General features: G+C 70.2%; 22 protein-coding genes and 2 riboswitches. Of the genes, 14 read left to right on the top strand and 8 right to left on the bottom strand.

Annotated elements, in window-relative coordinates:
* Window positions 1–211, top strand: a riboswitch (cobalamin riboswitch).
* Window positions 212–338: 127 nt separating this feature from the next.
* From ACFOES_RS13345 to ACFOES_RS13290, 12 genes are all read left to right on the top strand, one after another.
* A complete protein-coding gene (locus tag ACFOES_RS13345; protein WP_377833793.1) occupies window positions 339–1,139 on the top strand; it encodes a DUF4198 domain-containing protein in 801 nt (266 codons plus the stop codon).
* A 10-nt stretch (window positions 1,140–1,149) separates the two neighbouring features.
* Entirely contained in the window at window positions 1,150–1,779 is a 630-nt protein-coding gene (gene cbiM, locus ACFOES_RS13340) for a cobalt transporter CbiM (RefSeq protein WP_377833792.1), read from the top strand.
* Complete coding sequence (locus tag ACFOES_RS13335; protein WP_377833791.1) at window positions 1,764–2,384, top strand: cobalt ABC transporter permease; 621 nt, start codon at window positions 1,764–1,766, stop codon at window positions 2,382–2,384. The genes cbiM and ACFOES_RS13335 overlap by 16 nt, the downstream gene beginning before the upstream one ends.
* 3 nt (window positions 2,385–2,387) lie before the next feature.
* Window positions 2,388–3,176 (top strand): cobalt ECF transporter T component CbiQ, encoded by a 789-nt coding sequence (gene cbiQ, locus ACFOES_RS13330; RefSeq protein WP_377833790.1) that lies wholly within the window; start codon window positions 2,388–2,390, stop codon window positions 3,174–3,176.
* A complete protein-coding gene (locus tag ACFOES_RS13325; RefSeq protein ID WP_377833789.1) occupies window positions 3,163–3,822 on the top strand; it encodes an energy-coupling factor ABC transporter ATP-binding protein in 660 nt (219 codons plus the stop codon). The genes cbiQ and ACFOES_RS13325 overlap by 14 nt, the downstream gene beginning before the upstream one ends.
* A 130-nt stretch (window positions 3,823–3,952) precedes the next feature.
* Window positions 3,953–4,143, top strand: a riboswitch (cobalamin riboswitch).
* 92 nt (window positions 4,144–4,235) lie between these two features.
* The gene (locus ACFOES_RS13320; protein ID WP_377833788.1) at window positions 4,236–5,300 is read left to right on the top strand and encodes a HoxN/HupN/NixA family nickel/cobalt transporter; all 1,065 of its coding nucleotides are present in this window, start codon (window positions 4,236–4,238) and stop codon (window positions 5,298–5,300) included.
* A gap of 230 nt (window positions 5,301–5,530) precedes the next feature.
* Window positions 5,531–6,739 (top strand): GTP-binding protein, encoded by a 1,209-nt coding sequence (locus ACFOES_RS13315; RefSeq protein WP_377833787.1) that lies wholly within the window; start codon window positions 5,531–5,533, stop codon window positions 6,737–6,739.
* On the top strand, window positions 6,736–7,014 hold the full coding sequence (locus ACFOES_RS13310) for a DUF6525 family protein (RefSeq protein ID WP_377833786.1): 279 nt from the start codon (window positions 6,736–6,738) through the stop codon (window positions 7,012–7,014). Before ACFOES_RS13315 ends, ACFOES_RS13310 begins: the two co-directional genes overlap by 4 nt.
* Window positions 7,015–7,107: 93 nt before the next feature.
* Window positions 7,108–8,001, top strand: coding sequence for a LysR family transcriptional regulator (locus ACFOES_RS13305; protein WP_377833785.1), 894 nt, complete (start codon window positions 7,108–7,110; stop codon window positions 7,999–8,001).
* A 104-nt stretch (window positions 8,002–8,105) separates the two neighbouring features.
* A complete protein-coding gene (locus ACFOES_RS13300; RefSeq protein ID WP_377833784.1) occupies window positions 8,106–8,555 on the top strand; it encodes a DoxX family protein in 450 nt (149 codons plus the stop codon).
* 25 nt (window positions 8,556–8,580) lie between these two features.
* A complete protein-coding gene (locus tag ACFOES_RS13295; protein ID WP_377833783.1) occupies window positions 8,581–9,390 on the top strand; it encodes a VOC family protein in 810 nt (269 codons plus the stop codon).
* Between the two features lie 98 nt (window positions 9,391–9,488).
* Window positions 9,489–10,706, top strand: coding sequence for an MFS transporter (locus tag ACFOES_RS13290; RefSeq protein ID WP_377833782.1), 1,218 nt, complete (start codon window positions 9,489–9,491; stop codon window positions 10,704–10,706).
* A 167-nt stretch (window positions 10,707–10,873) separates the two neighbouring features.
* Here the strand turns inward: ACFOES_RS13290 and ACFOES_RS13285 are convergent, their stop codons facing one another.
* The 7 genes from ACFOES_RS13285 to ACFOES_RS13255 all read right to left on the bottom strand — a co-directional run bounded on the left by ACFOES_RS13285 (window position 10,874) and on the right by ACFOES_RS13255 (window position 17,389).
* Entirely contained in the window at window positions 10,874–11,650 is a 777-nt protein-coding gene (locus tag ACFOES_RS13285) for a squalene/phytoene synthase family protein (protein ID WP_377833781.1), read from the bottom strand.
* The gene (locus ACFOES_RS13280; protein WP_377833780.1) at window positions 11,647–12,360 is read right to left on the bottom strand and encodes a class I SAM-dependent methyltransferase; all 714 of its coding nucleotides are present in this window, start codon (window positions 12,358–12,360) and stop codon (window positions 11,647–11,649) included. The genes ACFOES_RS13285 and ACFOES_RS13280 overlap by 4 nt, the downstream gene beginning before the upstream one ends.
* Window positions 12,357–13,364 carry an alpha/beta hydrolase gene (locus ACFOES_RS13275; protein WP_377833779.1) on the bottom strand — a complete coding sequence of 336 codons (1,008 nt, stop codon included), beginning with the start codon at window positions 13,362–13,364 and terminating at the stop codon, window positions 12,357–12,359. The genes ACFOES_RS13280 and ACFOES_RS13275 overlap by 4 nt, the downstream gene beginning before the upstream one ends.
* Entirely contained in the window at window positions 13,361–14,983 is a 1,623-nt protein-coding gene (gene cimA, locus ACFOES_RS13270; RefSeq protein WP_377833778.1) for a citramalate synthase, read from the bottom strand. The genes ACFOES_RS13275 and cimA overlap by 4 nt, the downstream gene beginning before the upstream one ends.
* Before the next feature lie 120 nt (window positions 14,984–15,103).
* Window positions 15,104–16,552: a cysteine--tRNA ligase gene (cysS, locus tag ACFOES_RS13265; protein ID WP_377833777.1), complete on the bottom strand. Its 1,449-nt coding sequence runs from the start codon at window positions 16,550–16,552 to the stop codon at window positions 15,104–15,106.
* 197 nt (window positions 16,553–16,749) lie between these two features.
* Window positions 16,750–16,986 carry a hypothetical protein gene (locus tag ACFOES_RS13260; protein ID WP_377833776.1) on the bottom strand — a complete coding sequence of 79 codons (237 nt, stop codon included), beginning with the start codon at window positions 16,984–16,986 and terminating at the stop codon, window positions 16,750–16,752.
* Window positions 16,987–16,999: 13 nt separating this feature from the next.
* Window positions 17,000–17,389 carry a VOC family protein gene (locus ACFOES_RS13255; RefSeq protein WP_377833775.1) on the bottom strand — a complete coding sequence of 130 codons (390 nt, stop codon included), beginning with the start codon at window positions 17,387–17,389 and terminating at the stop codon, window positions 17,000–17,002.
* Between the two features lie 297 nt (window positions 17,390–17,686).
* Here ACFOES_RS13255 and ACFOES_RS13250 point away from each other — a divergent pair, with 297 nt between their 5' ends.
* Both ACFOES_RS13250 and ACFOES_RS13245 read left to right on the top strand, forming a co-directional pair.
* Window positions 17,687–18,859 (top strand): pyridoxal phosphate-dependent aminotransferase, encoded by a 1,173-nt coding sequence (locus ACFOES_RS13250; RefSeq protein ID WP_377833774.1) that lies wholly within the window; start codon window positions 17,687–17,689, stop codon window positions 18,857–18,859.
* 233 nt (window positions 18,860–19,092) lie between these two features.
* Window positions 19,093–20,478, top strand: coding sequence for a pyridoxal phosphate-dependent decarboxylase family protein (locus ACFOES_RS13245; RefSeq protein WP_377833773.1), 1,386 nt, complete (start codon window positions 19,093–19,095; stop codon window positions 20,476–20,478).
* Window positions 20,479–20,564: 86 nt separating this feature from the next.
* Here the strand turns inward: ACFOES_RS13245 and ACFOES_RS13240 are convergent, their stop codons facing one another.
* Window positions 20,565–21,146: an outer membrane protein gene (locus ACFOES_RS13240; protein ID WP_377833772.1), complete on the bottom strand. Its 582-nt coding sequence runs from the start codon at window positions 21,144–21,146 to the stop codon at window positions 20,565–20,567.
* Window positions 21,147–21,328: the final 182 nt, after the last annotated feature.

The following is a 21,328-nucleotide window of genomic DNA, read 5'->3' as shown; positions in this document are numbered from 1 at the left end:
ACACACATAGCCGTGTTCGGTCCCGAACCGCCCCGCACGGGCGGAACGGGCGCAAAAGGGAACGCAGTGCGGCGCCTTGCGCCTAGTCTGCGGCTGCCCCCGCAACTGTAAGCGGCGAGCGAGGCTGACGATGCCACTGGGGCAATCCCCGGGAAGGCCAGCCGAGCGAAGACCCGCGAGCCAGGAGACCTGCCGGACATGTGGGCGATGGCCCAGATCCCACCGGACGCCGGGGTGAGCGTCTGGCCCGGACTGGCGTCTTTGCCACTTCGTGCCTTCTCCCCGTCCGTCCTCGTTGCCAATCGCGGCCCGGGCTGCGCAGACCGATGAGAGACGACATGAAACTTCCCTCCCTTCTCGCCACTGGCGTGCTGGCGCTTCTGCCCGCGCTGGCGCCCTTGCCGGCGCGCGCGCATTTCCAGCTGCTCTTCAGCCCCGAGACGATGATCGAACATCCGGGCGACGTCGCGGTGGGGCTGATCTTCTGGCATCCGTTCGAGAACGGCCAGGCCATGAACATGGCCAAGCCCGAACAGTTCTTCGCCATCAACCGCGGCAAGAGGATCGACCTCGAGGCGACGCTCACGCCGCGCCGGTTCAGGGGGGCCGAGAACGCAGCCGACGCCTGGCAGGGCAGCGTGCCGGTCAAGCGCGCGGGCGACTACGTGCTGGTGACGGTGCCCGCGCCCTATTACGAGGAAACCGAGGAAATCTACATCCAGCAGATCGCGAAGAGCTTCCTCAACCGCGGCGCCTTCCCCACCGACTGGAACAAGCCCGTGGGCCTGCCGGCCGAGATCGTGCCGCTTGACAAGCCCTACAACATCCCCGCGGGCGCGACCTTCACCGGCCGTGTCCTGTCCGCCGGCAAGCCCGTCGCCGGGGCCGAGATCGAGGTCGAATACCTCGCCGCCGCGCCCGACCTGAAGGCCTTCGCCACGACCGAGCCGACCACGGCCCCCCTGCCCGGCGGCGCGCTGGTCGTGACCTCGGACGAGAACGGCTATTTCACCTTCGGCGTGCCCAGGGCCGGGTTCTGGGGCTTCGCCGCGCTCGGCGTCGGCCCGCAGCGGAGGTTCAAGGGCAAGGAACTGAGCCAGGACGCGGTGATCTGGATCCGCGCCTGGGACATGAAGTGAGGGCGGGCCGATGCATATCGTTGACGGCGCGCTGACCGCGCCGGTGCTGGCCGCCGGCGCGGTGCTGAGCGCGGGCGGCATCGCGATCGGGCTGAAACGCCTGCCGATGGAAAAGATCCCGGCGGCAGGCGTCCTGTCCGCCACCTTCTTCGTGGCTTCTCTGGTCCATGTCCCGATCGGGCCCTCGTCGGTCCATCTCATCCTCAACGGCCTTGCCGGGCTGGTGCTCGGCTGGGCGGCCTTCCCGGCGCTCTTTGTGGCGCTCTTGCTGCAGGCGGTGTTCTTCGGCTTCGGCGGCGTCACGGTGCTCGGCGTCAACACTTTCGACATCGCCTTCCCGGCGCTGCTGGCGGGGCTGATCTTCAGCCCCCTCATCGCCCGCGCGCCGGGGCCGATGGGCCCGGTCTGGGCCGGGATCGGCGGCGCCTTCGCCATCGCCGCGACGACGATCTGCGTCGGCGCCGCGCTGGCGCTGTCGGGCGATCGCTTCCTCCCGGCCGCCAGGCTCGTCTTCTTCGCCCATATCCCGATCATGGTGATCGAGGCCTTCCTGACCGCCGCCGCCGTCGCCCTGATCCGCAAGGTCAAGCCCGAACTCTTCACCACGCTCACGGAGGAGCCCGCATGGTCCGCATCCTGACACTCGTTGCGCTGATCGCGGTCAGCCCCGTCGCCGCGCTGGCCCACAAGGTGCTGGCCTCGGTCTACCCTTCGGGCACGACGATCGAGGGCGAGATCGGCTTTTCCAACGGCGACATGGCGAAGAACGCCAGGGTCACGATCACCGATCCCGACGGCAATGCCCTGGGCGAGGCGACGACCTCCGGCGACGGCACCTTCAGCTTCAGCCCCTCGAAGCCGGTGCCGCATGTCTTCCATTCCGATCTCGGCGCCGGGCATGTCGCCACTGCCACCATGCCGCTCGACGAGGTGAAGCAGGTGCTCGCCTACCAGGCCGAGGCGACGGCGGCGAAGGCCGAGGATGCCGGCGGCGGCACCGCGCAGAGCGACGGCACGGCGGCCGGGACTGCTGGCGGGACCGCTGGCGGGGTGATGCGGCTGAGCGCCGACGACCGCTTCGCGCTGGCCAGGATGGTGCGCGACGAGGTCCGCCCGCTGCGCCGGGAGATCGACGCCTACAAGGAACACAACAGCCTGCAGACGATCCTTGGCGGCATCGGCTATATCATCGGCCTGTTCGGCGTCGGCTTCTACGTCGCCGCCCGGCGGCGGATGGCGGCCTAGGCCGTGGCGCACCGGCTCGGCCCCCGGCCCGCGCTCGGCGACACCGTGCCCGCCGTCGGGGACGGGCTTATCCCGGCGCGCGATCCGCGGCTGCGGGTCGCGCTGGCGGTCGCCTTCGCACTGGAGACCGTCGCCCTGACAAGCCTCCCGGCGCTGGTGCTGGCGCTGGCTGCAGCCCTGGTGCTGCTCGCGCTCTCGGGCCTGCCGCCGCGCCGGACGTTGAAGCGGATGGCGGGGATGGACGGCTTCATCCTGTTCATGCTGCTCCTGCTGCCCTTCACCGTGCCCGGCCCCGCAGCCTTCACCCTTCTCGGCTGGTCCGCCAGCTGGGACGGCCTGCGCCAGGCCGCCGCCATCGCCCTGACGGCCAATGCGGTGATCCTGGCGCTGATGGCGCTGGTCGGCTCGATGGAACCCGCGACGCTGGGCCATGCGCTGCACGCGCTCCGGGTGCCCGAGCGGCTGGTGCACCTGATGATGTTCACCATCCGCTATGTCGACGTGCTGCGCGACGAATACGCCCGGCTGCGCGTCTCGATGAGGGTGCGCGGCTTCCGCCCCGGCACGAACCTGCACACCTGGCGCAGCCTCGGCTACCTTGTCGGGATGATGCTGGTGCGGGCGCTGGAACGTTCGGAACGCATCCTCGACGCGATGAAATGCCGTGGCTTCCAGGGCCGGTTGCCGATGCTCGACAGCTTCGCGCTGCGGCCGGCGGACCTGCTGTTCGCGGCCGGCGTCATGGCCCTTCTCGCCCTTCCGATCGGAGTGGACCTGCATGGCGCTCATTGAGCTCGACGACATCCATTTCGCCTATCCCGGCGCCGCCCCGGTGCTGCGCGGCGCGGCGCTGCGCCTGGAACCGGGCGAGCGGCTGGCGCTGACCGGGCCCAACGGCGCGGGCAAGTCCACCCTGCTGCGAATGATCGTCGGGCTGCTCGCCCCAGCGCGGGGCAGCGTCCGGGCCTTCGGAAAGGTCCGCCGCGCCGAGGCCGATTTCCGCGAGGTCCGGCGCCGCGTCGGCCTCGTCTTCCAGGATCCCGACGACCAGCTCTTCTGCCCCACCGTCGCCGAGGACATCGCCTTCGGCCCGCTGAACCTGGGCAAGTCGCGCGCCGAGGCGCTGGCGATCATCGACCGGGTGCTTGGCGAGCTCGCGCTGGCCCATCTGCGCGACCGCGTCACCCATCACCTGTCGGGCGGCGAAAAGCGGCTGGTGACTTTGGCCACCGTGCTGGCGATGGAGCCCGAGGTGCTGCTGCTGGACGAACCCACCAATGCGCTCGACACCGAGAACGAGGCGCGGCTGGCCGAGATCCTCGCCGCGCTGCCGCAGGCGATCCTGCTGGTCAGCCACGACCCGCGCTTCCGCGCCCGCATCGCCCCGCGGGCGCTGACGCTGGCAGATGGCCGCCTCGTTGCCGAGACAGGGGCGTGAGGCGCCGTTCTTCGTCACCCTTCCCCGACGCGACGCGAAGACCGGCCCGGGAGCGCCAAGCCCGGCGCGATGACCCGAATGTGAGGGCGCGCGATGCGCGCATGGCATTGCCCGAAGACCTCCGCCTCCGTAGCAATGATCGGGTGATGGTTCCCTTCGGGGATCAAAAGGGAACGCGGTGCGGGCCTGCGCCCAAGGCCGCGGCTGCCCCCGCAACTGTAGGCGGAGAGCCTGCGCCGAAGGTGCCACTGGGAAACCGGGAAGGCAGGCGCGAGGCAGAGACCCGCGAGTCAGGAGACCTGCCGTCACCCATGGTCTGCGCAGCCGCATCGGGCGGGGTGTTTCCGGTGTGCAGGGGTCGTCACAGGCGCCCCGGCCTGGTTGTGGAGACGGCCAACGCTCGGGAAGCATCCATGTCCGACACCACATCTCGCTCCGATCCACATCTGCGGGGCCTCCGCAAGCGCGTCATCGGCATCTACGTCATCCTTGCGCTTTTCAACCTCCTCGCCTGGCTCTGGGCCTTCGTCGCCTTCCACGCCCAGCCGCTGCTGCTGGGAACCGGTCTCGTCGCCTGGGGCTTCGGCCTGCGCCACGCGGTCGATGCCGACCACATCGCCGCGATCGACAACGTCACCCGCAAGCTGATGCAGGATGGCGAACGGCCCGTCTCCATCGGCCTCTTCTTCGCGCTCGGCCATTCCTCGGTGGTGCTGATCGTCGCCGCCGCCGTCGCCGCCGCGGCGATGGCGCTGCAGCATGGCCATTTCGCCGCCTGGCGCGATGTCGGCGGCATCGTCTCGACGCTGGTCTCGGCCACCTTCCTGTTCGTCATCGCGGCGATGAACATCGTCATCCTGCGCGGTGTCTGGGCGGCGTTCCGCAAGGTCCGCCGCGGCCAACCCTATGTCGAGGAGGATCTCGACATGCTGCTGAACAACCGCGGCCTGCTGGCGCGGCTGTTCCGGCCGCTCTTCCGGCTGGTGTCGACCCCGCTGTGGATGCTGCCGCTCGGCTTCCTCTTCGGCCTCGGCTTCGACACCGCGACCGAGGTCAGCCTGCTGGGCATCTCGGCCAGCCAGGCCTCGCAGGGGGTGTCGCTCTGGGCGGTGCTGGTCTTCCCCATGCTCTTCGCCGCCGGCATGTCGCTGGTCGATACGACCGACGGCATCCTGATGCTCGGCGCCTACGAATGGGCTTTCCTGAGACCGGTGCGCAAGCTCTACTACAACCTCTGCATCACGCTGGTCTCGGTGCTCGTCGCGATGCTGATCGGCGGGATCGAGGCGCTCGGGCTGCTGTCGGACAAGCTTGGCCTCAGCGGCGGCTTCTGGGACCTGATCGGCGGGCTGAACGAGAATTTCAACGATCTCGGCTTCGTCATCATCGGGGTCTTCATCGCCGCCTGGACGGTCTCGTTCCTGATCTACCGGGTCAAGGGATATGACGCGCTCGAGCCGGTGGCGGCCACGGAATAGCGGCAGCCGGCCGGCCAGGCCGCAAGCAGCCCCCCGGCGCCCGGCGCGACCGGGGAGGAGATCAGCAACACCTTCGGCATGCAGGGCAATTGCAGCGGCGGAAGCAGGCTGGCGATCGGGCTTCCTCCTGCGCCGCCGACGCCGATCCGGCGATTTCGCGCAGCGGAGGGGCTTGAAGTCGCCACCCCGCCATGTAACGTTATCACATCATATTTCCTTGGAGACCCTCGATGCCCGCCGATCCCCGCCTGCCCGTCACCATCCTTTCCGGCTTCCTCGGCGCCGGGAAGACGACGCTTCTGAACGACGTCCTGAACAATCGCGAGGGCCGCCGCGTCGCGGTCATCGTCAACGACATGTCCGAGGTGAACATCGACGCCGACCTGGTCCGCGAAGGCGGCGCGGAACTGTCACAGAGCGACGAGAAGCTGGTCGAGATGACCAACGGCTGCATCTGCTGCACCCTGCGCGAGGATCTTCTGACCGAGGTCCGCCGCCTCGCCGAAGCGGGCCGCTTCGACTACCTGCTGATCGAATCGACCGGCATCTCGGAACCGCTGCCCGTCGCCGCCACCTTCGAGTTCCGCGACGAGACCGGGGCCTCGCTCTCGGATATCGCGCGGCTCGACACGATGGTGACGGTGGTCGACGCGGCGAACCTGCTGACGGATTTCTCCAGCCACGATTTCCTCGCCGACCGCGGCGAGAGCCTTGGCGAGGAGGACGACCGCACCCTCGTCGACCTGCTGGTCGATCAGATCGAGTTCGCCGACGTGGTGGTGCTGAACAAGGCCACGGTGGCGGGCCCGGAGCGGCTCGACGCGGCGCGCAAGATCGTCACCGCCCTCAACCCCGACGCCCGCCTGATCGAGACCGATTTCGGCCGCGTCCCGGCGCAGGCGATCCTGGACACCGGTCTGTTCGACTTCGAGAGCGCGCATGAACACCCGCTCTGGGCCAAGGAGCTCTACGGCTTCGCCGAGCATGTGCCGGAGACCGAGGAATACGGCATCTCTTCCTTCGTCTACCGCGCGCGCGCCCCGTTCGATCCGCAGAAGGTGCATGAGGTGCTGAACGGGCCCCTGCCCGGCGTGATCCGCGCCAAGGGGCATTTCTGGATCGCGACCCGGCCCGACTGGCTGGCGGAGTTCTCGCTGGCCGGCGCGATCAGCACGGTGCGCCCGATGGGCAAGTGGTGGGCCACCGTCCCGCCCGAGCACCGCCCCGACCACGCGGCGGCGCGGGCCTACCTCGGCCGGCACTGGCAGGAGCCCTGGGGCGACCGGCGGCAGGAGCTGGTCTTCATCGGTTCGGGGCTGGACCGCCGGGCGATCACCGCGGCGCTGGACGCCGCCCTGGTCGCCGGGGCCGAGAGCCCCGAGCCGCGCGACCTGCCCGATCCGTTCCCGGTCTGGCGCAGCGCGCCCGCCGCGGCATGAGCGGCGCCAATCTGGGCGCGACACCGGTCCGCAAGAGCAAGCGGCACGGCAATCCGATGGCCGCCTACGACCGCCTGCCGCCGCCGCTCCGCGCCTGGCTGGCACAGGCGGTGCTGCCATGGTCCGCGCGCTCGGCCTCGCGCGCCTGGGCCTCGGCGCTGCGGCGCGCGGATGGCGACCCCGACCGCGCCCGCGTGCTGTTGACCGAAGCCGAGACGCGGCAGCTCGCCCGCGCCCGCGCCCCGCGTCTGGGCGCGAAGCCACGGGCGAGGTGAAGACTTGCGGGCAGCGGCCTCCCCGTTTGAGGGCCCCCGCTTGTCTCCCGGCCTCCGGTCGGCAAACATGGCCCGGCCGCAACGGAGACGCCGATGGACCGCCTGAGCTGTGACCGGATGTTCGTGACCGTGGTCGAGCTGGGCAGCTTCTCGGCCGCCGCCGCCCGCCTGGGCACCAGCTCGGGCCAGGCCTCGAAACTGGTGGCGCGGCTGGAGGAGAGGCTGGGCGTGCAACTGCTGGTCCGCTCGACCCGGGCACTGGCCCTGACCGAGGCCGGGCGCGACTACCACGCCAGGATCAGGCCGATCCTCGACTCGCTCGACGAGCTCGACGCCTCGCTGAAAAGCACCGCCGCGACGCCGCATGGCCGCATCCGGCTGTCGGTGCCGGTCACCTTCGGCACGCTGGTGCTGGCGCCGGTGCTGGCCCAATTCGCCGGGCGCTATCCGGGGATCGAGCTGGACGTGGTGTTTTCCGACCGGCTCGTCGGCCTGATCGACGGCAATTTCGACCTCGCCCTGCGCATCGCCGCGCCGCGCGACAGCACCCTGGTCGCCCGCAAGCTGTGCCCGATCGACATCGTCACCGTGGCGGCGCCGGGCTACCTTGCCGACCACCCGGCGCCCGGAACCCCGGCCGAACTGGCCGGCCACGCCTGCATCCTCGACAGCAATTTCCCCGAGCCCCGGCGCTGGAGCTTCGCCGGCGGCGAGACGGTCTCGGTTTCCGGCCGGCTGTGCTTTTCCAACGCCGAGGCGGCGATCGCGGCGGCCAGGGCCGGGCTGGGCATCGCCCGCAGCCCCGCCTTCGTCGCCGCCGAGGCGCTGCGCGCCGGTGAGCTGGTGAAGCTGCTCGCCGCCCGCGAGCCCGAGCCGCCGCCGCTCTCCGCCGTCTATCCCGCCAGCCGTCACCTGCCGGCGCGGGTGCGGCTGCTGATCGACCATCTCGCCGCACATTTTCGCCAGGGGCCGCTTCGGGGTGGCTGAGATTTCTTCCATTCCGGAAGAAGTCATCTGGCATCAGGCCGGATAATCATCGGTTCGAATGCAATCTATTTTCCCGTCATCAGTCGCGACAGGAAGGAAATCCCATGTCATTCGCTTCGTCCCAGACCGCGCCGGCCCGCACCGAGGGCCATGTCGACACCGCCCTCGCGCCCTATGCCATCTTCGGGCTGCGGCTCGCCGCCGGGGCGCTGTTCCTCGCCCATGCCGGACTGAAGATCTTCGTCTTCACCCCCGCCGGCACCGCCCAGTTCTTCGCCTCGCTCGGCCTGCCGCCGACGCTGGCCTATGTCACCATCCTGTGGGAACTGCTCGGCGCCGCGGCGCTGATCCTCGGGGTCTGGCCGCGCGTCGCCGCCGCCGCGCTGGTCCCGGTGCTGATGGGCGCCATCGTCACCGTCCACGGCCCCGCCGGCTTCTGGTTCACCAACCCGCATGGCGGCTGGGAATACCCCGCCTTCTGGGCCTTCGTGCTGGTCGCGCTCGCCGCGCTCGGCGACGGCGCCTATGTCCTGAAACGCACCCCGCTGCGCTGAGCCGCGGACGGAAAGGAGCCCGGCAATGGCCCCCAACGACGCCCCCCTCACCGTCGCGCGCATCGCGCTGACCGTGAACGACCTCGACAAGGTCGCCGATTTCTACGCCGGCACGATCGGCCTGACGCCGCTGCGGCGCGACGGCGAGACGGCGCTGCTGGGGGCCGGCGAGCGCCCCCTGATCGAGCTGCGCCGCGACCCGGCGGCGCGGCAGCGCGATCCCCGGGAGGCCGGGCTGTTCCACACCGCCTTTCTGCTGCTCGGGGACGCCGACCTCGGCCGCTGGCTGCGGGCGCTGGCCGAGAACCGCACCCCGATCCAGGGCGCCTCGGATCACGGGGTCAGCAAGGCGGTCTACCTTGCCGATCCCGAGGGCAACGGCATCGAGGTCTATGCCGACCGCGCCCCCGCGGACTGGCCGCGCAAGGGCGACGGCCTCGCCATGGGGACCGAGCCGCTCGACCTGCCCGGCCTGATCGCGGGCATCGAGAGCCGCTGGACCGGCGCCCCCGAGGGCACCGTCATCGGCCATGTCCACCTCCAGGTCGGCGCCCTCGACGCCGCCGAGGCATTCTGGACCGGCCGCCTCGGGCTCGACGTCACCCAGCACTATCCCGGCGCCGGTTTCTTCTCGTCGGGCGGCTACCACCACCATGTCGGCACCAATGTCTGGAACAGCCGCGGCGCCCCGATCCGCGCCGATGCGGCCACCGGGCTGGCCGAAGTGACGCTGGCCGCCGCTGCCGGACACCGGGCGAAGATCGGCGTGGCCGAGGGCGAGACCCTGCGCGATCCGTGGAACATTCCGGTCACGGTGGTGGCGCAGGCGGCCTGAACGCCGGGCCGGGAACCCCGGGCACGGCGCCGATATGACGCCGCGCCCGCGATACTTTCGCCCTTGGCAGCGCCGCGCGCTCCGACTACCGATAGCGCATGACGATGTCCACGACCGCCCCGACCGACAGCCGCGCCCGCCGCAATGTCACCGTGCTGGTGCTCGCCCAGGCCTTCCTGGGCAGCCAGATGCCGATGAACTTCACCATCGGCGGGCTGGCCGGCCAGTCGCTGGCGCCCAATCCCTGCCTGGCGACGCTGCCGATCTCGCTGATCGTCATCGGCTCGATGCTGTCGGCGACGCCGCTTTCGGCCTTCATGCAGCGTTTCGGCCGCCGCGCCGGCTTCGCGCTCGGCTCGCTGGGCGGGATGACCGGGGCCGTGATCTCCTCCTACGCGCTCTATGTCAGCTCGTTCCCGATCTTCCTGCTCGGCGCGCTGTTCACCGGCATGTACATGTCGGCCCAGGGCTTCTACCGCTTCGCCGCCGCCGACACCGCCAGCGAGGAGTTCCAGCCCAAGGCGATCTCCTACGTCATGGCCGGCGGGCTGGCCTCGGCGGTGATCGGGCCGCAACTGGTCAAGGTCACGACCCAGGCGATGGTGATCCCCTTCCTCGGCACCTATCTCGCCGTCATCGCCGTCAACATGATCGGCATCTGGCTGTTCGCCTTCCTCGACATTCCCAAGCCGCAGCCGCCGGCGCATGACGCCCCCAAGGGCCGGTCGCGGCGCGAACTTATCACGACGCCACGGATCGCCGTCGCCGTGATCTGCGCCACCGTGTCCTACGCGCTGATGAACCTGGTGATGACCTCGACCCCGCTGGCCGTGGTCGGCTGCGGCTACCAGACCTCGGACGCCGCCAATATCGTCACCGCCCACGTGCTGGCGATGTTCGTGCCGTCCTTCTTCACTGGCCATGTCATCGCCCGTTTCGGCGTCGAGAAGGTGATCGCCACCGGGCTGGTGATCGTCGCCGCCGCCGGCGTGGTGGCGATGATGGGCGTCGACCTGACCCATTTCTTCGTCGCGCTGATCCTGCTCGGCGTCGGCTGGAACTTCGGCTTCATCGGCGCCACCTCGATGCTGGCCTCGGCCCACGCGCCGGAAGAGCGCGGCCGGATGCAGGGCATGAACGACCTGATCGTCTTCGGCGGCGTGACCATGGCCTCGCTGGCCTCGGGCGGGCTGATGAACTGCTCGGGCGGCACGCCGCAGACCGGCTGGCAGGCGGTCAACATGGCGATGGTGCCGTTCCTGGTGCTCGCCGGCGGCGCGCTGATCTGGCTGGTGATGCGGCCGGCGGACGAGTGAGGGTCTGTGCGGGCCCCTGCAGCAACAGGCGTACCTAGCACAAAGGGCAGCGCCCGTCCCGGCAGGGTGGGCGTGAAGCGCCCGCCCCGTGGGGGGCGGGTCGGGCGCTGCCCGGCGTAAGCGCCGGGCAAAGTATTACTTCTCAGTCCAGAACATCACCGACAGCGTCACCACCGGCCGCTGACGGCCCGCAGCATCAGACCGCCGCGGCGGCCGAACTCGGCCCGACCGAGCGCGCCGCGCGCCACCCGCTCCGGCTGCCGTGCCGCCAGCTTCAGCACCGCGCCGGCCTCCCAGCCGGTCAGCAGCGCCGGCAGCGCCTCGCGCGGGACCTGCCGCCGCCGGGCCCTTGCCCGGGCGACATCTTCAAGCCCCTGGCGGGCCAGCGCCGTCACCGCCTGCGGCTCCGGGTCGGGCAAGGGTGTCCGGCCGCGCGCCTCCAGTTCCGGCACTGCGCGCAGCCAGGCCGCCAGCCCGGCGCCGCGGGCGAAATCGCGCACCGGCCCCTCGGCCGCGGCCGGAGCTCCCAGCGCCAGCGCCGCCAGCCACATCAGGTTGCCCGCCGTCGCGTCGAGATGGGCGAACAACGCCGCCGCGTCGTCGAACGGATCGCGGTAGATGTCCCAGCGCCGCGCCGCGATCATCGCGTCCAGCAGCTTCACCGGCAAAGCGGCGTCGCGCATCACCGCGGCCAGCGGCGCCGCCACCTCATGCGCCCGCGGCGCCTTGCCCGCGGCGATCTCCTCGACCGCCTCGCGCCACCATTGCAACCGCATCTCGGCGATCATCGGCTCCTGCGTCACCCAGGGCGCCCGCGCCACTTCGAGGTTGAGCGCGTAGAGCGGCCACAGCCGCGCCTGCGCCGCCGGCGCCGCCGCCCGCGTCACCGCGTGGCGGTCCGGGTCGCCGCGTTCGACCAGTTGCGCGCAAGCCTCAATCGTCATGCCGCCTCCACGACCAGTTGCAGATAGCCGAATTCGTCGCGATGCGCCCGCCACAGCGCCGCCTCGGCCCGCTGCTCGGCGATCACCGCCCGCAAGTCCTCCGCCGCCCCTGGCGCCAGTGCGTCGCAGCGGGCGTCGAGCGGGCCGAGATACGCCTCCCAGGCCGCGTCGGGCAGCCAGCATTGCCCCAGCACCCGGTAGCCCGCCGCCGCGACCGCGGCCAGCACGCCGGCGGCATCGGTCATCTCGGGATAGGCCTTGGCCCAGAAGGCGCGCGCCTCCGCCGAGGGGTCGGCAACCTGCCAGGCGAGCTGCGAGAACGCCACCCGCCCGCCGGGCGCCAGGTGCCGACGCCAGCCCCGCAGCCCGTTTTCGATGCCGAGGAAATAGAGCGCCCCGGCGCACCAGATCAGGTCGTAGCGCCCCGGCGGCGCCGCCATGTCGCCGCGCATCGCCCAGACCCGGCCGTCGCCGGAGAACCGCTCCAGCACCCGGGCGACGAAGGGCGCGTGGCGGTCCATCGCCAGCACCCGGCCCCGCGGCGCATGGGCCAGCAGCCTGGCGATGTCGGCCCCCGGGCCGCAGCCCGCGTCGAGCATGAAGGCGTCGGGCGGCGGCGCTGCCAGGGCCAGCGCCCAGTCGAGGCTCTCGCGGTCGCCGGGCCCCTCGCGCTCGAGCCCGTCATGGAGGGTGAAGAAGGCGTCGGTCACAGCCCGTTCTCGAGAAACGCCTTGATCGCGTCGAAGCTGCGCGGATCGTCGACGATGCCCAGATGGCCGACCCCCGGGATCAGCTTGTAGCTCCCCTTGTCGGTCACCGCCGACATCGTCGGCTGGTAGGCACCGGCGACGAAGGCCTCGTCCTCGGTCCCGGCCAGCAGCAGGAAGCGCGGCAGCCTGGCGACATCGGCCAGGTAATCGGGCCGCGGCGCATAGGTTTGCTGCAGCCGCCAGGAATAGTTCCGCGTCGCGTTCGCCCCCAGCGGCCCGTCGAGCACGGCCGCGGGAAAGCGCAGCTGGACCACGGTCAGACCGTCGAGCGCATGGATGCCGAAGCCGTCGAGGATCGACAGCCCGATGATCCGCCGGGTCAGCACCCGGGTCCAGCCGCCGGAATTCGGCCGCGCCGTCGGCGCGTCGTATTTCAGGTAGGGGGCGAGCAGGATCTCCCCGTCGATCTCGTCACGATACTCGCCGCCGGCAAAGCGGATCGCCAGCCCGCCGCCCGAGGAATGACCCAGCAGCACCACCTTCTGTCCCGGCCGCCGCTCGGCCGCGATCAGATCGGCGATGTCGTCCTCCATCTGGCCGACATAGGCGACGTCGCCGCGGGTCTTGGTGAAGGGACCGTGGCCGCGCAGGTCGGGCACCACGACATCGGCCAGCCCGGCCGCGGCCAGCCTGCGCGCCAGCGGGTCGAATTCCAGCCCGTACCAGCCCGAGCCGTGCAGCATCACCACCAGCGGCCGGTCGCGCCGGCTGGTCGGGTAGCGCCGCAGCGCCAGCTCGCCGCCGTCGCGGGTGGCATAGCTGCCGACCGGATGCGGCGGGCCGGCCTGGTCGCGCCCGGTCATCGCGGCGAAGTCCAGCCCCTCGCCCGCCGGCGCCCGCGGATCGGCGATCGGCCGGTCGCTGGCGACCAGGCCAAGGGCAACCAGCAGCGTGCCGACGAAGGCGGCGGCGCTGATGACGAGGAGACGCCAGAGCCAGCTCATGCCGCCTGCGCCCCGTCGCGCACCAGTTTCCAGGTGATCGCGTCGAGCAGCGCCTCGAACGAGGCGTCGACGATGTTGGGCGAGACCCCGACGGTCGACCAGCGCCGGCCCTGGCCGTCCTCGCTGTCGATGATGACGCGGGTCACGGCCTCGGTGCCACCCTGGGTGATGCGGACCTTGAAATCGACCAGCCGCATGTCGTCGATCATCGCCTGGTAGGGCCCGAGATCCTTGCCCAGCGCCTTGGCCAGCGCGTTGACCGGGCCGCGGTCGGAGCCGCTTTCGTCCAGGCTTTCAGAGACCGACAGCATCTTGCGGTCGCCGACCTTCACCACCACGACCGCCTCGGACAGGCTGACGGTCTGGTTGCGCTTGTTCTTGCGCCGCTCGACCGTCACCCGGTAGCGCTTGACCTCGAAGAACTTCGGCAAGAGCCCGAGCTCCTCCCGCGCCACCAGCTCGAAGCTGGCCTGCGCCCCGTCATAGGCATAGCCCTGATCCTCGCGGTCCTTGATCCGGTCGAGGATGCGGCCCAGCGCCGGGTCCTTCGGCGCCACCTCGATCCCCGCCGCGGCGAGCCGGGCGCGCAGGTTCGACTGGCCGGCCTGGTTCGACATCGGGATGATGCGCTCGTTGCCGACGAGGGTCGGGTCGATATGCTCGTAGGTGGTCGGGTCCTTGAGGATGGCGCTGGCATGCAACCCGGCCTTGTGGGCGAAGGCCGAGGCGCCGACATAGGCGGCGGCGCGCAGCGGCACCCGGTTGAGGATGTCGTCGAGCATCCGGCTCGCCCGGGTCAGCCCGTGCAGGCTGTCGCGGCTGACCCCGGTCTCGAACCGGCTGGCATAGGGTTCTTTCAGCAGCAGCGTCGGGATCAGCGCAGTCAGGTTGGCATTGCCGCAGCGTTCGCCGAGCCCGTTCAGCGTGCCCTGGACCTGGCGCACGCCCTCCTCGACCGCCGCCAGGCTGGCCGCCACCGCCGTCTCGGTATCGTTGTGACAATGGATGCCGAGCCGGTCGCCCGGGATGCCGGCGACGATCACCTCGCGCACGATTGCCCGCAGCTCGCCCGGCAGGGTCCCGCCATTGGTGTCGCAGAGCACGATCCAGCGCGCGCCGGCCTCATAGGCCGCTTGGAGGCAGTCGAGCGCATAATCCCGGTTCGCCTTCCAGCCGTCGAAGAAATGCTCGGCATCGAACAGCGCCTCGCGGCCCTGGGCGACGACATGGGCGACGGAGGCCGCGATATTCTCGAGGTTCTCCGCCAGCGTCACCCCGAGCGCGGCGGTGACGTGGAAGTCGTGGGTCTTGCCGACCAGGCAGACGGCCGGCGTATCGGCGTTCATCACTGCCGCCAGCACGTCGTCGTTCCCGGCCGAGCGCCCGGCCCGTTTCGTCATGCCGAAGGCGGTGAAGGTGGCGCGGGTCTCGGGGCGGGTGTCGAAGAACTCGCTGTCGGTCGGGTTGGCCCCGGGCCAGCCGCCCTCGATGTAATCGACGCCGAGCGCGTCCAGCAGCTCGGCGATCTGGCGCTTCTCGTGGGTCGAGAACTGGACCCCCTGGGTCTGCTGCCCGTCGCGCAGGGTGGTGTCGTAGAGGTAGAGGCGTTCCTTAGCCATGACACACCTGTCCTTCCGGATCGCCTGCGATCCGGCTCGCCCCCGACCCGCCCCCCAGGGCGGGGGCGAATTCGCCCCCACCCTCGGGCCGGGGGCGCGCCTCTGTTGCTCCAAGCATTTCTAATATTCCTTTTCGGCCAACTCGTTAATCTGCGCGAGGTATTCTTCATCTGACAAGCTAGTCGCGCGGAAACGAACACCCGGAGACTTGTCTGCTTTGACAATGAATTCGACCCCAACTTCTGCCGCGTCATTTCTCAAAGCGTCGGCGCGCGCAAAGTCTCGTTCACGTCGATACCCGAACCAGCGATCCAAGACATGGCCAATGGCAATCTGAACAGGATCTGCATCAGCTCTCGGCTCTGCCCAATCCCCCATCCGATCCTCCAGCAGCCCCAGCAGCGCCGCCGAGGCCTTCAGCCCCGCCGCGTCGCCCTTGCCAGCCAGCTGGTGCAGCGCGGCGATGGCGCCCGCGGTGTTCAGGTCGTCGGCCAGTGCCGCCACCACCTCGGGCGCCGGATTCGGGGCGGGGTCGATCCCGGCGACGAGCCCCCGCCACTTGCGCAACGTCGCCTCGGCCTGGCGCGCTTTCTCGGCGGTCCAGTCCATCGGCTTGGAGTAATGCGTGCCGAGATAGACGAAACGCACCACCTCGCCCGGCAGCGGCGGCTGGCCGTCATGGCCGGTCAGCAGATCGTGGACGGTAAAGAAATTGCCCAGGCTCTTGGACATCTTCTTGCCCTCGACCTGCAGCATCTCGTTATGCAGCCAGAACCGGGCGAAGCCGCCCTCGGGATGGGCGCAGCAACTCTGCGCGACCTCGTTCTCGTGATGCGGGAATTGCAGGTCGATGCCGCCGCCATGGATGTCGAAGGTGGCGCCGAGCAATTCGTAGGACATCGCCGAGCATTCGATATGCCAGCCCGGCCGGCCCCGGCCCCAGGGCGAATCCCAGCCCGGGAGGTCGTCGCTCGACGGCTTCCACAGCACGAAATCCATCGGGTCGCGCTTGTAGGGCGCCACCTCGACCCGCGCCCCGGCGATCATGTCGTCGACCGAGCGCCCCGACAGCGCCCCGTATTTTTCGTACGAGCGCACGTCGAACAACACATGGCCATCGGCGGCATAGGCATGGCCGCTCTCGATCAGCCCCTCGATCATCGCGATCATCGCGCCGATCCACTCGGTCGCGCGCGGCTCCCTGGTCGGCCGCAGGGCGCCCAGCGCGTCCATGTCGTCGTGATACCAGCCGATGGTCTGGTCGGTCAGGGCGCGGATGATCTCTTCCTTCGGCCGGCTGTCGCCCGCCGCCGCCATCTCGGCCGCCCGCGCGTTGATCTTGTCGTCGACATCGGTGAAGTTGCGGACGTAGGTGACGTGGTCCGGCCCGTAGACATGGCGCAGCAGCCGGAACAGCACGTCGAAGACGACGACGGGCCGGGCATTGCCGATATGGGCGCGGTCATAGACCGTCGGTCCGCAGACATACATCCGGACATTGTCGGGATCGAGCGGCTCGAATCGCTCCTTGGCCCGCGTTTTCGTGTTGTAGAGACTGATCTCGACCATGACCCTTCCTCGCGCGCGCTTCCGCCGGCGGGCGTATCAGGTTCGATCTGGGTTTGAAACAGAGGAACGGCCCGCCTGACGATGTCAGCCGGTAATGCAGCAGCAGATGATGATGCCGTTCGTTTTCATGGCCGCGACCCTAGCCGCGGAATCCGGCGCTGCCAAGCCCCAAACGGGGACAGGCAGCGCCGGCGCGCTCACACCCAGTAGCGCCAGGTCGCCGGCGGCGGTTCCGGGCCAAGACCGATGTCGCGGCGCAGGTGATCGGGCAGCGCCCGGCCCGGTCCCGGCCGCTGCCTGTCGCGCGACGCCGTGCCCCGCAGCGCCGCGGCCACGGTCAGCGCCAGCACCCGCCAGGCACCGTAGCGCGCGACCAGGGTCTCGACGGGGCCGCGCGGCCCGAAGGCCGGCGCACCGATCCTCAGCTCGACCATGATGCCCCCCGCCTCAGACATAGCTGACGATTTCGTATTCGACCCCGTCGCCGTCGCGGAAATAGAACCGCCGGCCGGGCTCGTAATCGGCATGGTTGACCGGCTCGAAACCCTCGGCCTTGACCCGGGCCTCGGCGGCGTCGAGATCATCGACCACCACTCCGACATGGTTGAGCCCGCCCAGTTGGCTGTAACTGTCCTGCGCCGGCAATTGCGCCCCGGCCCCGCCCGGCCCGGTATAGAGCGCCAGGTACTGGTCACCGGTGCCGACATGCACCGTGTGGCCATTGTTGATCGCCGTGCCCGACCAGCGCACGGACCAGCCGAACAGCCGCCCCATCAAGGCCGCCGTCGCCTCCGGGTCCCGCACCGTCAGGTTCACATGTTCCAGCATCCCGCTCATCGCTCTCTCCTTGGTTTCAAAGCATCGATGCAGAGGGGTGTAATTTCTCAAGTGAACTTGAGGTCAAGCGGGAATGCGCCCCCGGCCACATGGTTTCTCGCGCCCCGTGCGAGCGCGAGCCGGCAGGCGCTGGGGCGCTGCCCCGGACCCCGGAGTATTTCGGCAAAGAAGATTTCGGGCAGGTCTTCTTCTTTGTCCAAATACTCCCGCCGGAGGCGCCGCCCTCAACCGGCGCGCGCCCTCTTGCCATTGCCGCCGGTTCGTGGTCGCGTGCCGCCGCAAGGCAAGGAGACGGACATGAAGATTGCGGATCGGATCGGGCACATCACCGGCGGCGGCTCGGACGGCTGGGAGATTTACTATCGCACCAGCGCGATGATCGAGGCCGGCGAGCGGGTGCTGACGCTGACCATCGGCGAGCACGACATCCGCACCGACCCGTCGATCCTCGAGGCGATGCATCGCAGCGCCATGGCCGGCAATACCGGCTATGCCTTCGGGGCCGGCAAGCAGACCCTGCGCGCCGCGATCGCGGACCGGGTCGAGGCGCGGACCGGGGTGGCGACGAGCTGGCGCAACGTCGTGGTGACGCCGGGCGGCCAGGCGGCGCTGTTCGCGACCCACATGGCGCTGTGCGATGCCGGCGACACGGCGCTGCATTGCGATCCCTACTACGCCACCTATCCCGGCACGATCCGCGCCACCGGCGCCCATGCCGTCGCCGTGCCGACCCATTCGCGCGACAGCTTCCTGCCGCAGGAGGCCGAGATTTCCGCCCGGGCCGCGGGCGCGAAGACGCTGCTGATCAACACGCCGAACAACCCGACCGGCGTCGTCTACGACCGCGCCACGCTGGAGGGCATCGCCCGGGCGGTGCGCGCCCACGACCTGTGGCTGATCTCGGACGAGGTCTACGACACCCAGATCTGGCAGGGCCAGCATGTCAGCCCGCGCGCCCTGCCCGGCATGGCCGACCGCACCATCGCCGTCGGCTCGATGTCGAAGAGCCACGCCATGACCGGCTCGCGCCTGGGCTGGGTGGTGGCGCCGGAAGAGGTGGCCGAGGCGATCAACACCCTGGCCACCAACACCACCTATGGCGTGCCCGCCTATATCCAGGACGCCGCCCTCTTCGCGCTCAACCAGGGCGCGGAATTCGAGGAGAGGATCGCCGCCCCGTTCCGCCGCCGCCGCGAGATCGCGATGCGGGTGCTGGAGGGCTCGAACGCGATCCGCGTGATCCCCTCCTCGGGCGCGATGTATGTCATGCTCGACATCCGGGCGACGGGGATGAGCGGCAACGAATTCGCCAACGCCCTGCTCGAGGCCGAGCGCATCGCGGTGATGCCGGGCGAGAGCTTCGGCGCGGCGGCGGCGGGCCATGTCCGGGTGGCGCTGACCATCGCCGACGAGCTGTTCGAGGAAGCGATGGTGCGGCTGGCCGGCTTTGCCGAGCGGCAATTGCCCTGAGAGCCTGTGGCGGGCGGAGTGAGGGGGCTGTCTGCCCCCTCTTCGCGCCTCGGGCGCGAATTCACCCCCGAGGATACTTATGAGCAGAAAGTAGGCAGAAATGCACAGCTGAGTGGTGCACGCTCCTGGAACGGCCAACGGGACGAGGCGCGCGGACCCGGCGCGGACGGCTGGGAGGGCTTGCCCTTCGACCTGCCGGCTGCATAGTGGCGCCGGGGTATGAGGGGAAAGCCATGGATCACGACGATCTGCGCGACTGGTCGAAACGGGCGGCCGACTGGGGCCATGCCTATCACGCCGGGCTGCGCGACCGGCCGGTGCGGGCGCGGACCAAACCCGGCGAGATCGCCGCGCAACTGCCCGGGACGGCGCCGGAAGAGCCCGAGGACATGGAGACCGTCTTCGCCGATTTCGAGCGCATCGTGCCGCCCGGGCTGACCCACTGGCAGCACCCGCGCTTCTTCGCCTATTTCCCCGCCAACGCCGCCCCGGCCTCGATGCTGGCCGAACAACTGGCCAATACCATCGCCGCCCAGGGCATGCTGTGGCAGACCTCGCCCGCCGTCACCGAGGTCGAGCAGGTGATGATGGCCTGGCTGCGCGATGCGCTCGGGCTGGCCGAGCATTTCACCGGCACGATCCACGACAGCGCCACCACCGCCACCCTGAGCGCGGTGCTGACGATGCGCGAGCGGGCGCTGGACTGGGCCGGGCTGCGCGCGGGCCTGTCGGGGGCGCCGCGGCTGCGGCTCTACGCCAGCGCCGAGACCCATTCCTCGGTCGACAAGGCGGCGCGGATCGCCGGCATCGGCCAGGAGAACCTGGTCAAGGTGCCGACCGACAGCACCAACGCGATGAAGCCCGGCGCGCTGGCCGGGGCGATCCGGGCCGACCAGGCGGCGGGCCACCTGCCGATCGGTGTCGTGCTTTGCGCCGGCGGCACCTCGATCGGCGCCTTCGACGGCATCGCCGACTGCCTCGCCATCGCCCGGGCCGAGGGGCTCTACAGCCATGTCGACGCCGCCTGGGCCGGCTCGGCGATGATCTGCCCCGAGTTCCGCCCGCTCTGGGCCGGGGTCGACGGCGCCGACTCGATCGTCTTCAACCCGCATAAGTGGCTCGGCGCCCAGTTCGACTGCTCGGTCCAGTTCCTCGCCGATCCGACGCCGCAGGTCCGGACCCTGGGGCTGCGGCCGACCTATCTCGAGACCATCGGCGAGGAGGAGATCACCAATTTCAACGAATGGACGGTGCCGCTGGGCCGCCGCTTCCGGGCGCTGAAGCTGTGGTTCCTGCTGCGCGCCTACGGCCTGAGCGGCCTGCGCCAACGGATCCGCAACCATGTCGCATGGTCGCGCGAGCTGTGCGAGGTGATCCGGGCGATGGACGGGGTCGAGATCGTCACCGAGCCGTCGCTGTCGCTGTTCACCTTCGCCCTGACCGAAGGCGATGCCGCGACCGAGGCGCTGCTGGCGCGGATCAACGACGACGGCCGAGTCTACCTGACCCAGACCAGGGCCGGCGGCCGCTTCGTGATCCGGGTCCAGGTCGGCCAGTTCGACTGCAGCCGCGACGATGTCATGTGCGTCGCCGCGGTGCTGCGCGAGATGCTGGGCTGAGTTCCCCGCCCCGCGCCGGACCTTCGCGCGCCGAAAATAGGACGGGCGGCCGAAGCCGCCCGCCCGTCCGCCACTTCCGCAGGGGGTCAGAAGTGGTAGGAGACCTTGACCTCGGCCGTGACCGGCTTGAGGTCGGTGCCGGTGCCGCCGAAGTTCTTGAAGCGGTGGGCCAACACCTCGCCGCCCAGCGTCCACTGGTTGTTCAGCGCGTAATCGGCGCCGAGACCGGCGAAATAGCCGTTGTCGGTGTGGCTTGCGCCGCCGACCGTGGCCTTGGCCGAGGCGACGCCCAGCGTGCCGTAGAGGAAGACGTTGCCCAGGTCCGGGCCGGCCTTCACGGCGAGCCGGGCGACATGGTCGAGCTTGCCGCCGCCGCCCAGGGTGATGTTGCTGGTGTCATAGGCCAGTTCGCCGCCCGCGACCCAGTTGCCGAAATCGTAGAGATAGCCGGCATGGACGCCGCCGATGGCGCCGTTGCCGCCGGTGCCGTTGACGTTGGAATAGCCGAGCTGGGCGCCGACATAGCCGCCGGTCCAGTCATGGCCGGCCGGCATCGCCACCGGCGCCGGCGCCACCGGAGCCGGTTTCTGGACGGGTTCGGCCATGCCGCCGGCGAAGGCCGGGGCCGCCATCAGGCTGGCTGCGGCGAGCGCTGCGAATGTCTTCATCTCTCTGTCTCCATCATTCTTCCGGCCGCCACTGCCCGGGCGGCTTCGGGGACCGCGGAGCGCCCGCGGTGACGCCCTTGAATTGGTCAGCCCGAGGCCGGTTCCAAGGGGGTGTCACGGCGCAGTGAAGGCGATTGACGGGACGAGAGCGAAACGCGCATCTTCCCGCCGAACGTCGCGTC

It is taken from the genome of Acidimangrovimonas pyrenivorans, from assembly GCF_042643245.1.
Classification (GTDB): domain Bacteria; phylum Pseudomonadota; class Alphaproteobacteria; order Rhodobacterales; family Rhodobacteraceae; genus Acidimangrovimonas; species Acidimangrovimonas pyrenivorans.
Note: the sequence above shows the minus strand (reverse complement) of the source record. Positions and strands in the feature narration are given on the sequence as shown.